The following is a 12917-nucleotide window of genomic DNA, read 5'->3' on the forward strand; positions in this document are numbered from 1 at the left end:
TCGAAAACGAAGAATTCACCCTGTTTCTTTCATCCTGAATCCTGCAGGAGGGACCGACTCATGCAAAAAACGCTCTCGACGCTCAAAGACAAAATCAATAATGCCTTAGTTGTCGACCGTGAAAATCATATTTACCGTTGCCACCGCTCTATATTTACCGACCCGCAGCTGTTTGAATTTGAAATGAAGCATATTTTCGAAGGTAACTGGGTATTTCTCGCTCATGAAAGTCAAATTCCCCAGCCGGGTGATTATTATACCCTGACGCTGGGCCGCCAGCCGGTCATTATTACCCGTGATAAAAAGAATGAATTGCATGCATTAATTAACAGCTGCGCCCACCGCGGCGCCATGTTATGCCGACGCAAAACCGGGAATAAAAATTCGTTTACCTGTCCGTTTCACGGCTGGACCTTCAGTAATAACGGCAAATTATTAAAAGCCAAAGATGAGAGCACCGGCGGCTATCCGCCGAGCTTTAAACAAGACGGCTCCCACGACCTGCAAAAATTGCCGCGTTTTCAGTCTTACCGCGGTTTCTTATTCGGTAGCCTCAAAGCCGACGTGCAGCCGCTGGAGGCCTATCTCGGGGAAACCTGCAAGATTATCGACCTGATCGTCGACCAGGCGCCGGAGGGGCTCGAGGTACTCAAGGGTTCGTCGAGCTATGTATATGAGGGCAACTGGAAACTGGGCGCGGAAAACGGCGCCGATGGCTATCACGTCAGCGTGGTCCACTGGAACTACGCCTCAACCATGTCACGCCGCAATTATGAAGCGGAAGGGACGCACGCGGTGGATGCCAACGGTTGGTCAAAAAGCCTCGGCGGCGGCTATGGATTTGATAACGGCCATATGCTGTTGTGGACCCGGGCGCTCAACCCGGAAGTGCGCCCGGTCTATGCCCACCGCGAACGGCTGCAGGCGGAATTTGGCGAACGCCGTGCCGACCAGATGGTCAACGAAACCCGCAACCTGTGCCTGTACCCCAATGTCTACCTGATGGATCAGTTCTCGACGCAAATCCGCGTGATCCGCCCCATTGCGGTGGATAAAACCGAAGTCACCATCTGGTGCTTTGCGCCGAAAGGGGAATCCGACCAGGCCAGAGCGCTGCGTATCCGCCAGTACGAGGATTTCTTTAACGTCAGTGGAATGGGGACGCCGGACGACCTCGAAGAGTTCAGCGCCTGCCAGCGCGGCTTTCTCGGCGAAAATCTGCCATGGAGCGATCTCAGCCGCGGCGCGCTGCGCTGGGTCGATGGCGCGGATGAGCATGCGCAACATGCCGGCTTTTCGCCGCGGTTAAGCGGGGTGAAATCGGAGGACGAAGCGCTGTACATCGCCCATCACCACCACTGGCAGACGCTGATGCTGGCGGCCATTGAACAGGAACAACAGCGTTACGACCAGTCCATTACCCAGCGCGTGGAGGTGGCCTGATGCTTAACCTCGAACAGGTTCGCCAGTTTCTTTACTACGAAGCCCGTCTGCTGGACGATCGTCAGTGGGACGAATGGCTCAGCTGCTACAGCCCGCAGGTGGTCTACTGGATGCCGGCATGGGGCGACGATGACCAGCTGACCCGCGACCCGCAAAAAGAAATTTCGCTTATCTACTACCCCAACCGCGAAGGGCTGGAGGATCGCGTCTACCGCATTAAAACCGAACGTTCCGGCGCCAGTACGCCGGAGCCGCGCACCACCCACATCATCAGCAACGTTGAGCTGCTGGGGGAGAGCGATGAGGGGCTTGAGGTGCGTTACAGCTGGGTCACCTGGAGCCATCGCTATCAGCACACTGATGCCTATTTTGGCTCTACCTGCTGCACGCTAATCGAACAGGACGGCAGACCGCAGATCGTGCGCAAAACCGTGCGCCTGAATAACGATTATATCCGTCAGGTGATTGACGTTTACCACATTTAAGAGGCGCTTATGACCTTCAATATTGCTCTTAATTTTGAGGACGGCGTAACCCGTTTTATTCAGTGCAATGCCGGAGAGAAAGTCCTGGATGCCGCCTATCGCCAGAAGGTGAATCTGCCGATGGATTGCTCGGACGGCGTTTGCGGTACCTGCAAATGCCACTGCGCCAGCGGTGAGTACGACCTGGGCGAAGATTATCTCGACGAGGCGTTAAGCGACGACGAAGCGCAGGCCCGTCAGGTGCTGACCTGTCAGATGGTCCCGACCAGCGACTGCGTGATCGATGTGCCGGTGGCCGCCGCGCAGTGTAAAACCGCGCTGACCAACACCGGGGCGCAGGTGCGGCAGGTGAATTTACTGTCCGATACCGCCATCGAACTGGTGGTCGCCCTCGATGAGCCGCTGGCCTTCCTGCCGGGGCAGTACGTCAACATTCAGGTGCCGGGCACGCTTCATGTCCGCGCCTACTCATTTAGCTCGCAACCGGGTTCCCTCGAAGGGCGTTTCCTTATTCGTAACGTGCCTGGCGGCATGATGAGCCAGTGGTTAACCCAGCGGGCGCGGCCCGGCGATCGTCTTACCCTCAGCGGCCCGATGGGCAGCTTCTATCTGCGCCACGGCGAACGTCCGCTGCTGATGCTGGCGGGCGGTACCGGCCTGGCGCCGCTGCTCTCCATGCTCCATACCCTGCAGACACAGGGCAGCCAGCGTCCGGTGATGCTGCTGTACGGTGTTACTCGTGACTGCGATCTGGTGAAAACCGACGCGCTGGATACCTTTATTCAACAGTTGACGGGGTATCGTTGGCTACCGGTGGTGGCCGATGAAAACAGCACTTGCCCGCAGCGCGGCTTTGTCACCGACCATCTCGACGACGCGATGCTGAACAACGGCGACGTGGACATCTATCTCTGCGGCCCGCCGCCGATGGTTAACGCGGTTGCCACGGCGTTGCGCGACCGCGGGATCACCCCGGCGGGGTTCTGGTATGAGAAATTTATCGCCAGCCAGAGCGCGGCGGCATAAGGAGGCAAAATGCGTTTTACCGATAAAGTCGTCGTCATCACCGGCGCGGCGCAGGGCATTGGCCGCCAGACGGCGGAGCAGGCGGCTGCAGAAGGCGCGGCTCTGCTGCTCATCGATCGCTCGTCATACGTCCATGAGCTGGCGGCGACGCTGGCGCAATCCGGCTGTCTGGTGCTGGCGCTGGAGGCGGATCTGGAAGCGTGGGAAAGTACCGAGCAGGCGTTTGCCGCCGGGGTCGCTCATTTTGGCCGTATCGACGTGCTGATCAACAACGTTGGGGGCACCATCTGGGCGCGCCCCTTTGCCGAATATCAGCCGGAGCAGATTGAGAAAGAGATCCGCCGCTCGCTGTTCCCCACGCTGTGGGGCTGCCGCGCGGCGCTGCCATGGATGCTGAAGCAGGGCAAAGGCAGCATCGTCAACATTTCGTCGGTGGCGACGGCGGGAGTGAATCGGGTGCCGTACTCGGCGGCGAAAGGCGGCGTTAACGCGCTGACCCGGTCGATTGCCATGGAGTACAGCGGTAGCGGTATTCGGATTAACGCCGTGGCCCCGGGCGGGACCGAGGCGCCGCCGCGCCTGACGCCGCGTAACGAAGAGCAGCCGAGCGAGCAGGAAAAGGCGTGGTATCAGCAGGTCGTCGATCAGACGGTGGCGAGCAGTCTGCTGCACCGGTACGGCACGCTGGCGGAACAGGCGAATGCGATCCTGTTTCTCGCCAGCGATGAGGCCAGCTATATCACCGGCGTGACGCTGCCGGTAGCCGGAGGCGATCTCGGCTAACGGCGGGTGGCGTACCAGCAGAGCAGGGAGCCGAGACATACCATCCCGGCCCCCTGCCAGAAGGACCACGACAGGGTCGCACTCAGCAGGATCGCCGCCAGCGCAGAGGAGAGCACCGGCGTGAAGTAGGAGGCCGCCGCCAGCAGGCTGATGTTGCCGTGCAGGATGCCAACGTTCCACGCCGCGTAGGCCAGCCCCAGCGCCACGGAGACCGTCATCAGCTTAATGACTACCGGCCAGCTAAACAGCATCGGCGGCTGGTCGCTGGCGAGAAATTTCAGCCATAGCGTCAGGGCGGTTAACAGGACGAACAGCGTAATGGCGTTTTTACCGCGGGCATATTTGGCCGTCACCGTGCAGTAGGCGGCCCAGATAAACGCCCCGACAAAGGCCAGCAGATAGCTAAGCGGGCTGGAAATGACGTTACTGATAATCTCATCGGGCTGTAGCCCATGCTCACCGCCCAACACCCAGCCAACGCCCAGCAGGGCGAGAATCAGGCCGGGGATCACCAGCCAGCTGCTTTTCTGGCCATTAAAGAGAATGGCGAATAAAATCGTCAGGCTGGGCCACAGGTAATTGACCATTCCCACCTCAATGGCCTGCTGGCGGCTGGCGGCATAGCCCAGCGACAGCGCGAGGCAGATTTCATAGCTGACAAACAGCACGCTGCCGGCCAGCAGATAGCGACGCGGGATCTGGCGCAGGTTGGGAAAGCCGACGGTAAAGATCAGCAGCAGGCCGCTAAGGCTGTAAATCATCGCCGCGCCGCCGACCGCTCCCAGTCCTTCGCTGACGCCGCGAATCAATCCGACCATCGTGCTCCATAAGATAATGGCGGCGAAGCCGATCGTCGTGGCTCTCTTTTTCTCCATGCTTTTCCTGATGGTTACGCAAATGCAGCCGGCATATATATCATCTTTTTATCGGTGAGGGGCGAAATTTTCCGCCGTTGCTAACCCTTAGGGATTAGCGAAAATGGCCAGGGCTGGCGATTAAGGGGGCGAAGGTTTTCCTCCTTGATTTGACGCAAATTTTCCCGGGATTTTGCTGTTAGTTTCCTCCGCGCGATGAATCAACATCCTGCATGGAGGAATGCAATGGACGTCAGCCGCAGAAAGTTCTTTAAGATCTGCGCAGGCGGTATGGCCGGAACTACCGCCGCCGCCCTGGGCTTTGCCCCTAAAATGGCGCTGGCTCAGGCACGCAATTTCAAATTGCTGCGTGCGAAAGAGATCCGCAACACCTGCACTTACTGCTCCGTGGGCTGCGGGCTATTAATGTATAGCCTCGGCGACGGTGCGAAAAACGCCAAAGAAGCGATCTACCATATCGAAGGGGACCCGGACCATCCGGTGAGCCGCGGCGCGCTGTGCCCGAAAGGGGCAGGCCTGCTGGACTATGTCCACAGCGAAAACCGTCTGCGTTATCCGCAATACCGCGCCCCGGGCTCGGATAAATGGCAGCGCATCTCGTGGGATGAAGCCTTTAACCGCATCGCCCGACTGATGAAAGCCGACCGCGACGCCAACTTTATTGAAAAGAATGAACAGGGCGTGACGGTTAACCGCTGGCTTTCCACCGGCATGCTGTGCGCCTCGGCGGCAAGCAATGAGACCGGCATGCTAACGCAAAAATTTGTGCGATCGCTGGGTATGCTGGCGGTAGACAACCAGGCGCGCGTCTGACACGGACCAACGGTAGCAAGTCTTGCTCCAACATTTGGTCGCGGTGCGATGACCAACCACTGGGTGGATATCAAAAACGCCAACGTCGTGGTGGTGATGGGCGGTAACGCCGCCGAAGCCCATCCGGTGGGTTTCCGCTGGGCGATGGAGGCGAAAAACAATAACGACGCCACGCTGATCGTCGTCGACCCGCGCTTTACGCGCACCGCGTCGGTGGCCGATATCTATGCGCCGATTCGTTCCGGTACCGACATTACCTTCCTGTCGGGCGTACTGCTGTACCTGATCGAAAACAATAAGATCAATGCCGAGTACGTTAAGCATTACACCAATGCCAGCCTGCTGGTGCGGGATGATTTTGCCTTCGAAGAGGGGCTGTTCAGCGGCTACGATGCGGAAAAACGCCAGTACGATAAATCGTCCTGGAACTACCAGTTCGATGAAAACGGCTACGCCAAACGCGATGAAACGCTCACCCACCCGCGCTGCGTGTGGAACCTGCTGAAGCAGCACGTTTCCCGTTACACGCCCGAGGTGGTCGAAAACATCTGCGGTACGCCGAAAGCGGACTTCCTTAAAGTGTGCGATGTGCTGGCCTCAACCAGCGCCGCGGACCGCACCACCACCTTCCTGTATGCCCTGGGCTGGACGCAGCACACCGTCGGCGCGCAGAACATCCGCACCATGGCGATGATCCAGCTGCTGCTCGGCAATATGGGGATGGCCGGCGGCGGCGTCAACGCCCTGCGCGGCCACTCTAATATTCAGGGGCTGACCGATTTGGGCCTGCTGTCGACCAGTCTGCCGGGCTATTTGACGCTGCCATCGGACAAACAGACCGATCTGCAAAGCTACCTCAGCGCCAACACGCCGAAGGCGACCCTGCCCGAGCAGGTGAACTACTGGAGCAACTACCCGAAATTCTTCGTTAGCCTGATGAAATCCTTCTACGGCGAGGCGGCGCAAAAAGAGAACGACTGGGGCTTTGAGTGGTTACCGAAGTGGGACCAGGCTTACGACGTTATCAAATACTTCAATATGATGGATAACGGCAACGTCACCGGCTATATCTGCCAGGGCTTTAACCCGGTTGCCTCCTTCCCGGATAAAAACAAAGTGGTTCGCAGCCTCAGCAAGCTGAAATATATGGTGGTTATCGACCCGCTGGTGACCGAAACCTCGACCTTCTGGCAGAACCACGGCGAGTCTAATGATGTCGACCCGTCGGCGATTCAGACCGAAGTCTTCCGTCTGCCGTCGACCTGCTTTGCCGAAGAGGACGGTTCGATCGCCAACTCCGGCCGCTGGCTGCAGTGGCACTGGAAAGGTCAGGATGCCCCAGGTGAAGCGCGCAATGATGGCGAAATCCTTGCCGGGATTTACCATCGCCTGCGCGAACTGTACCGCACCGAAGGCGGGAAGGGCGTGGAACCCCTGCTGAAGATGAGCTGGCGCTACAAGCAGCCGGACCATCCGGAATCGGAAGAGGTGGCAAAAGAGAACAACGGCTACGCGCTGGCGGATCTCTACGATCAAAATGGCACTTTGCTGGCGAAAAAAGGCCAACTGCTCAATAGCTTCGCGCTGCTGCGCGATGACGGCAGCACCGCGTCGTCTTGCTGGATCTATACCGGCAGCTGGACCGAGCAGGGTAACCAGATGGCGAATCGTGATAACGCCGATCCTTCGGGCCTGGGCAATACGCTGGGATGGGCCTGGGCGTGGCCGCTCAATCGTCGGGTGCTGTACAACCGCGCTTCGGCCGATATCAACGGCAAGCCCTGGGATGCGAAGCGGATGCTGATCCAGTGGAACGGCAGCAAGTGGGTCGGGAATGATATTCCGGACTTCAATACCGCGCCGCCAGGGAGCAAAACCGGGCCGTTTATCATGCAGCAGGAGGGGCTGGGTCGCCTGTTTGCGCTCGATAAACTGGCGGAAGGGCCGTTCCCGGAGCACTACGAGCCGATGGAAACCCCGCTTGGCACTAACCCGCTGCACCCGAAGGTGGTCTCCAGCCCGGTGGTGCGGTTGTATGAAGAGGACGCCATTCGCTTAGGTAAGAAGGATAAATTCCCGTATGTCGGGACCACCTATCGTCTGACCGAGCATTTCCACACCTGGACCAAGCATGCGTTGCTCAATTCCATCGCGCAGCCGGAACAGTTTGTCGAAATCAGCGAAGGGCTGGCGAAAAGCAAAGGTATCGCTAACGGCGATTGGGTGAAAGTCAGCAGCAAGCGCGGCTTCATTCGCGCGGTTGCCGTGGTGACCCGCCGACTGCGCACGCTGAACGTCAACGGCCAGCAGGTGGAGACCGTCGGGATCCCGCTGCACTGGGGTTTTGAAGGCGTGGCCCGCAAAGGCTACATCGCCAACACCCTGACGCCTAACGTTGGCGATTCCAACTCGCAAACGCCGGAATACAAGGCGTTCCTGGTCAACATCGAGAAAGCGTAAGGAGCGATTCAATGGCGATGGAAACCCAAGACATTATTAAACGCTCCGCGACCAACCCGATCACCCCCGCGCCGCGCGCGCGGGACTATAAAGCGGAAGTCGCCAAGCTTATCGATGTCTCCTCCTGCGTGGGCTGTAAAGCCTGCCAGGTGGCCTGTTCCGAGTGGAATGACATCCGCGATGACGTGGGGCACTGCGTCGGGGTGTACGACAACCCGGCGGATCTCAGCGCCAAATCCTGGACGGTAATGCGTTTTAGCGAGACCGAACAGAACGGCAAACTGGAGTGGCTTATCCGCAAGGATGGCTGTATGCACTGCGCAGAGCCGGGCTGCCTGAAGGCCTGCCCGTCCGCCGGGGCGATTATTCAGTACGCCAACGGCATCGTCGATTTCCAGCAGGAAAACTGCATCGGCTGCGGCTACTGCATTGCGGGGTGTCCGTTTAACGTCCCGCGCCTCAATAAAGAGGATAACCGGGTCTATAAATGCACCCTGTGCGTGGATCGGGTCAGCGTCGGCCAGGAGCCGGCCTGCGTGAAAACCTGTCCTACCGGCGCGATCCACTTCGGTACGAAGAAAGAGATGCTGGAGGTGGCCGAGGAGCGGGTGGCTAAGCTTAAAAAACGCGGTTATGCCAACGCCGGGATTTACAACCCGCCGGGCGTCGGCGGCACCCACGTGATGTACGTCCTGCATCATGCCGACCAGCCGGAGCTGTATCACAAGCTGCCGAAGGAACCGCAGATCGATACCAGTATCAGTCTGTGGAAGGGGGCGCTGAAACCGCTGGCGGCGGCGGGCTTTATCGCCACCTTCGCCGGGCTGATTTACCACTACATCGGTATCGGGCCGAACAAGGAAGTTGACGACGACGAGGAGAAGCATGATGAGTAAATCGAAGATGATTGTGCGCACGACGTTTATCGATCGCGCCTGTCACTGGACGGTGGTTATCTGTTTCTTCCTCGTGGCGCTGTCGGGAATATCGTTCTTCTTTCCGACGCTACAGTGGCTAACGGAAACCTTCGGCACGCCGCAGATGGGGCGTATTCTGCACCCGTTCTTTGGGGTGCTGATTTTTGTCGCGCTGATGTTTATGTTCGTGCGCTTTGTCCACCACAACATCCCTGATAAACAGGATATTCCGTGGCTGAAAGGCATCGTCGAGGTGCTGAAAGGCAACGAGCATAAGGTGGCGCGCGTCGGTAAGTATAACGCCGGGCAGAAGATGATGTTCTGGACCATCATGAGCATGATATTTGTGCTGCTGGTGACCGGGGTGATTATCTGGCGCCCATATTTTGCGGAATATTTCCCGATGCAGGTGATTCGCTATAGCCTGCTGATTCATGCGACGTCGGCCATCATTCTGATCCACGCCATCCTTATCCATATGTATATGGCATTCTGGGTCAAAGGGTCGATTAAGGGCATGATCGAAGGCAAGGTGAGCCGCCGCTGGGCGAAGAAACATCACCCGCGCTGGTATCGCGATGTCGAACGCCTGGAGGCGATGAAAGAGAGTCGTGAAGGGATGAAGTAAGCCTTCACGGCGCGAAACCCGCTCCGAGGATGTCGGAGCGGGTTCCCGGCAGTCAGCAGTTCGTGATAAGTGTATCGATTGAATCGATAACGCCCTGGCGCGCATGACTCAGATTGCAGACGAAATCCTGTGGCGGGATCCGTTTATTATTTAAGTTACTGATCATTGGCGTACAAAGTAAAAAGCTGTCAAATTCTATATTTATCCTTGGTACGACATGCTGATGCCAGCGTGGTAACTGTTGTGGTCGCATTAAAGGAATAATGACTCTCGTGGCCAGGTCTGCATAATAATCATTCTGCACGATCATATAATATGGCAGGGTTTTATTTGTCTGAGCAGAACAATTTCGATAAACATTGAATTGTTCAAGCATCATAGCACCCTGAAAAATTCATCATCAGTAAGAGTGCCTCCTTTTGCAATAAATTCATTCATTGCGGCAATGAATTCCTTGTGCTGTCGCTGTTTATCCGCTTCTCGTAAATCCTTACCTGGCTGTTCTGACGCCTTCTGGACGGGTACGTCAGTGGGTCTTTTACGTAGCGTATTACTTTTCATCATAGGCTCCTTGCGGTTGGTTCTGTGATTATTTACTTTACCCACTAAAAAATAAATACCAGCAGTAAGTTTAATATTTATTTTGCGAAGCAGCTTCCAGAGGGAAGTAACAGCCTGAAATATTCATGGTTATGGTAATAAACCTGGCGCTGGCATTAACCAGCGCGACGGGAAATAATCAAAACTTCTCTGGAATGAAGCGGAAAGGAAAATTAGTCTGTTTCATTTTGCCAATTTTGCGCTTCGGCAGCGTCACAGGCTCCACCGGTAAAGCTTCATAGGGGATCTGCGACAGCAGATGGGTGATGATATTCAGACGCACGCGCTTTTTATCCTCCGAGCGGGCGACGAACCACGGCGCCCAGGCGGTATCGGTGGCGGCGAACATGGCGTCGCGGGCAGCGGTATATTCATCCCAGCGGTTGAAAGACTTAATGTCCATCGGCGAGAGCTTCCAGATTTTACGCCCGTCGTCGATGCGATCCCGCAGACGGCGCTCCTGCTCCTGCGGAGAGACCTCCAGCCAGTACTTGAGCAGAATAATGCCCGATTCGACCATGCCGCGCTCCACCATCGGCGCGCCGTCGAGGAACTTCTGCACCTCCTCCGGCGTACAAAAGCCCATCACCCGTTCGACGCCGGCGCGGTTATACCAGCTGCGATCGAAAATCACGATTTCGCCGGCCGCCGGGAGATGCTTGATATAGCGCTGAAAGTAGAGCTGGCTTTTTTCGCGCTCGGTGGGCGAGGGTAAGGCGACGACTCGAAAGATACGCGGGCTGACGCGCTCGGTGATGGCCTTAATGGTGCCGCCTTTCCCGGCGCCGTCCCGGCCTTCAAAGACAATGCACACTTTCAGTCCCTTGTGTACCACCCAGCGCTGCAGTTTCACCAGCTCAACGTGGAGTTTGCGCAGCGCTTTCTCGTACGCTTTGTTGTCGAGCGGCGCGATTTTTGTCGCCGTGTCGACCGGATTACCGCTTTTCTTGTTGCCCATCGCCATGCTCCGTGTTGCCGAGGTATCCCTTTGAAGTGTAATCCTCCCCCGGCGAGGCGGTGGAAAATTATTCGCCGGGTTTTCCCGCCAGGATGACTTCCAGTCCCACCCGCTGCCCCCACGACAGCTCCAGGGTGTTACCGTCCGGGTCGGCAAAGAAAGCGAAATAGCCCACCGGATCGCCCAGCTGCTCCGGCTCCCGGCGTAAAACACCTTCCCGCCGTGCGAGGGCCACTTTCTCATCGATCTCGGCTTGGGTGGCGCAGGCGACGCCGAGGTGGCCGAACGGTCCCAGCGGCGTATCGGCCGGATCGTCACTTTGCACCAGCACCAGGGCGAAAGGCCGGGTGCGGTCGCTGAGCCATGCCACTTTCCGCGCCGAGGGGAGGTCGGGCTCGCGCTGGTGAATGACGGTCATCGCGGTATAGCGGGTATAAAAATCGATGCTGCTGGCCAGACAGCGGACGGTAAAGGCGACATGAGTAAAACCGACATCAACACTTTGCATGGATAATTCTCCCAAGGTGAACGATGTTTTGACTTTACAACCTCAAGTTAACTTGAGATCAATGAGGTGTTTATCTCTTTGAGCTCACTGATTTTGATAGGGGATTGTTTCTACGAAACCACGCCGCCGGTATGCCACGCGGCTGGGGAACATGAACGAATCAGGCTGTTGTATGGAGGAAACTGCCGTCGGGCGTTTTTAGCTGGTGTGTCGGGGCGGGATGGTAAATAATGCCGGCCGGCTCTCAATACCCCTATAAGATGTATGAAAAAAACGATTTTTTCACTGGCGCTGGGCACCTTTGGACTTGGCATGGCGGAGTTTGGCATTATGGGCGTGCTGCCGGATATGGCGCACGATGTCGGAATATCCATACCCGCCGCCGGCAATATGATTGCCTGGTATGCCTTCGGCGTGGTGATCGGCGCGCCGATCATGGCGCTGCTCTCCAGCCGGTTTTCCCTGAAATCGGTGATGCTGTTCCTGGCTGGCCTGTGTATTCTCGGCAATACCCTGTTTACCTTCTCCAGTAGCTACGCCATGCTGGCGCTTGGCCGGCTGGTTTCCGGGTTTCCCCACGGGGCGTTCTTTGGCGTCGGCGCGATTATCCTGTCGAAAATCGCGCCCCCGGGGAAGGTGACCGCCGCGGTGGCGGGGATGATTGGCGGCATGACGATCGCTAACCTGGTGGGCGTCCCGGGTGGAACCTGGCTTGGGCATCACTTCAGCTGGCGCTATACCTTTGCGCTTATCGCGGTATTTAACGTGGCGGTATTTCTGGCGATCTTCTGCTGGGTGCCCACGCTTTATGACCGGGCCAGCACGCGGCTGCGCGAGCAGTTCCGTTTTCTTGCCTCCCCGGCGCCGTGGCTGATTTTCGCCGCCACCATGTTCGGTAACGCCGGCGTGTTTGCCTGGTTCAGCTATATCAAGCCCTTTATGCTCAACGTCTCCGGCTTTGCTGAAAGCAAGATGATGCTGATTATGATGCTGGCGGGGCTGGGAATGGTGGTCGGCAATCTGTTCAGCGGCAAAATTTCCGGGCGCTACAGCCCGCTGCGCATTGCGGCCATGACCGACGGGGTCATTGCCGTGACGCTGCTGCTGATCTTTGCCTTCGGTGAACAGAAAGTCGCTTCGCTGGCGCTGGCGTTTATCTGCTGCGCGGGACTATTCGCCCTGTCAGCGCCGCTGCAGATCCTGCTGCTGCAGAACGCCAAAGGCGGCGAGATGCTGGGGGCGGCCGGGGGACAGATCGCCTTTAACCTCGGCAGCGCCATCGGCGCCTTCTGCGGCGGAATGATGATCGCCCAGGGCTTTGGCTGGAACAGCGTGGCGCTCCCCGCCGCCGCGCTGTCGTTTCTGGCGATGAGCGCCTTGCTCATCTATGGCTGTCATCAGCGGCGACAAGCTTACTAACG

13 protein-coding genes are annotated in these 12917 nt (G+C 57.6%); 8 read left to right on the forward strand and 5 right to left on the reverse strand.

Annotation, left to right across the window (positions count from 1 at the left end):
• The first annotated feature begins 60 nt into the window (after positions 1-60).
• Genes KHQ23_RS17700 through benD form a run of 4 tightly spaced genes read left to right on the forward strand, consistent with a single transcriptional unit; the run spans position 61 to position 3737 of the window.
• Positions 61-1443 carry a Rieske 2Fe-2S domain-containing protein gene (locus tag KHQ23_RS17700; RefSeq protein ID WP_023341627.1) on the forward strand — a complete coding sequence of 461 codons (1383 nt, stop codon included), beginning with the start codon at positions 61-63 and terminating at the stop codon, positions 1441-1443.
• Positions 1443-1928 (forward strand): benzoate 1,2-dioxygenase small subunit, encoded by a 486-nt coding sequence (benB, locus tag KHQ23_RS17705; RefSeq protein ID WP_004180096.1) that lies wholly within the window; start codon positions 1443-1445, stop codon positions 1926-1928. The genes KHQ23_RS17700 and benB overlap by 1 nt, the downstream gene beginning before the upstream one ends.
• Before the next feature lie 9 nt (positions 1929-1937).
• On the forward strand, positions 1938-2954 hold the full coding sequence (gene benC / locus KHQ23_RS17710) for a benzoate 1,2-dioxygenase electron transfer component BenC (protein WP_032434606.1): 1017 nt from the start codon (positions 1938-1940) through the stop codon (positions 2952-2954).
• A gap of 9 nt (positions 2955-2963) precedes the next feature.
• Positions 2964-3737 carry a benzoate diol dehydrogenase BenD gene (benD, locus tag KHQ23_RS17715; protein ID WP_004143751.1) on the forward strand — a complete coding sequence of 258 codons (774 nt, stop codon included), beginning with the start codon at positions 2964-2966 and terminating at the stop codon, positions 3735-3737.
• Here the strand turns inward: benD and yddG are convergent.
• Positions 3734-4612 (reverse strand): aromatic amino acid DMT transporter YddG, encoded by an 879-nt coding sequence (gene yddG / locus KHQ23_RS17720; RefSeq protein ID WP_073553696.1) that lies wholly within the window; start codon positions 4610-4612, stop codon positions 3734-3736. The two genes, benD and yddG, sit on opposite strands and share 4 nt — an antisense overlap.
• Before the next feature lie 225 nt (positions 4613-4837).
• Between yddG and fdnG the strand changes: the two genes are divergently transcribed.
• From fdnG to fdnI, 3 genes are read left to right on the forward strand one after another with little or no spacing between them, the layout of a single operon-like run.
• Positions 4838-7885, forward strand: coding sequence for a formate dehydrogenase-N subunit alpha (gene fdnG / locus KHQ23_RS17725; RefSeq protein WP_086523033.1), 3048 nt, complete (start codon positions 4838-4840; stop codon positions 7883-7885).
• Positions 7886-7896: 11 nt separating this feature from the next.
• Positions 7897-8781, forward strand: coding sequence for a formate dehydrogenase subunit beta (gene fdxH / locus KHQ23_RS17730; protein ID WP_004143747.1), 885 nt, complete (start codon positions 7897-7899; stop codon positions 8779-8781).
• Complete coding sequence (fdnI, locus tag KHQ23_RS17735) at positions 8774-9430, forward strand: formate dehydrogenase-N subunit gamma (protein WP_002906457.1); 657 nt, start codon at positions 8774-8776, stop codon at positions 9428-9430. The genes fdxH and fdnI overlap by 8 nt, the downstream gene beginning before the upstream one ends.
• Before the next feature lie 52 nt (positions 9431-9482).
• Here fdnI and KHQ23_RS17740 read toward each other — a convergent pair whose 3' ends face one another.
• From KHQ23_RS17740 to KHQ23_RS17755, 4 genes are all read right to left on the reverse strand, one after another.
• Positions 9483-9809 carry a CcdB family protein gene (locus tag KHQ23_RS17740; protein WP_020947744.1) on the reverse strand — a complete coding sequence of 109 codons (327 nt, stop codon included), beginning with the start codon at positions 9807-9809 and terminating at the stop codon, positions 9483-9485.
• Positions 9806-9991, reverse strand: a complete 186-nt coding sequence (locus KHQ23_RS17745; protein ID WP_004175994.1) for a hypothetical protein — start codon at positions 9989-9991, stop codon at positions 9806-9808. Before KHQ23_RS17745 ends, KHQ23_RS17740 begins: the two co-directional genes overlap by 4 nt.
• Before the next feature lie 178 nt (positions 9992-10169).
• The gene (gene ppk2 / locus KHQ23_RS17750) at positions 10170-10988 is read right to left on the reverse strand and encodes a polyphosphate kinase 2 (protein ID WP_004200045.1); all 819 of its coding nucleotides are present in this window, start codon (positions 10986-10988) and stop codon (positions 10170-10172) included.
• 67 nt (positions 10989-11055) lie between these two features.
• Complete coding sequence (locus tag KHQ23_RS17755; RefSeq protein WP_002906451.1) at positions 11056-11496, reverse strand: VOC family protein; 441 nt, start codon at positions 11494-11496, stop codon at positions 11056-11058.
• Between the two features lie 264 nt (positions 11497-11760).
• Between KHQ23_RS17755 and araJ the strand changes: the two genes are divergently transcribed.
• Positions 11761-12915 carry an MFS transporter AraJ gene (gene araJ / locus KHQ23_RS17760; protein ID WP_004189866.1) on the forward strand — a complete coding sequence of 385 codons (1155 nt, stop codon included), beginning with the start codon at positions 11761-11763 and terminating at the stop codon, positions 12913-12915.
• Positions 12916-12917: the final 2 nt, after the last annotated feature.

It is taken from the genome of Klebsiella sp. 64 (genome assembly GCF_018223915.1).
In the GTDB taxonomy this organism is placed as follows: Bacteria; Pseudomonadota; Gammaproteobacteria; order Enterobacterales; family Enterobacteriaceae; genus Klebsiella; species Klebsiella pneumoniae.

What these genes read in the sequence shown, in the direction of transcription:
- KHQ23_RS17700 (WP_023341627.1), top strand. Translation starts at nt 61, where the DNA reads ATGCAAAAAACGCTCTCGACGCTCAAAGACAAAATCAATAATGCCTTA.
- benB (WP_004180096.1), top strand. Translation starts at nt 1,443, where the DNA reads ATGCTTAACCTCGAACAGGTTCGCCAGTTTCTTTACTACGAAGCCCGT.
- benC (WP_032434606.1), top strand. Translation starts at nt 1,938, where the DNA reads ATGACCTTCAATATTGCTCTTAATTTTGAGGACGGCGTAACCCGTTTT.
- benD (WP_004143751.1), top strand. Translation starts at nt 2,964, where the DNA reads ATGCGTTTTACCGATAAAGTCGTCGTCATCACCGGCGCGGCGCAGGGC.
- yddG (WP_073553696.1), bottom strand. Translation starts at nt 4,612, where the DNA reads ATGGAGAAAAAGAGAGCCACGACGATCGGCTTCGCCGCCATTATCTTA.
- fdxH (WP_004143747.1), top strand. Translation starts at nt 7,897, where the DNA reads ATGGCGATGGAAACCCAAGACATTATTAAACGCTCCGCGACCAACCCG.
- fdnI (WP_002906457.1), top strand. Translation starts at nt 8,774, where the DNA reads ATGAGTAAATCGAAGATGATTGTGCGCACGACGTTTATCGATCGCGCC.
- KHQ23_RS17740 (WP_020947744.1), bottom strand. Translation starts at nt 9,809, where the DNA reads ATGATGCTTGAACAATTCAATGTTTATCGAAATTGTTCTGCTCAGACA.
- KHQ23_RS17745 (WP_004175994.1), bottom strand. Translation starts at nt 9,991, where the DNA reads ATGAAAAGTAATACGCTACGTAAAAGACCCACTGACGTACCCGTCCAG.
- ppk2 (WP_004200045.1), bottom strand. Translation starts at nt 10,988, where the DNA reads ATGGGCAACAAGAAAAGCGGTAATCCGGTCGACACGGCGACAAAAATC.
- KHQ23_RS17755 (WP_002906451.1), bottom strand. Translation starts at nt 11,496, where the DNA reads ATGCAAAGTGTTGATGTCGGTTTTACTCATGTCGCCTTTACCGTCCGC.
- araJ (WP_004189866.1), top strand. Translation starts at nt 11,761, where the DNA reads ATGAAAAAAACGATTTTTTCACTGGCGCTGGGCACCTTTGGACTTGGC.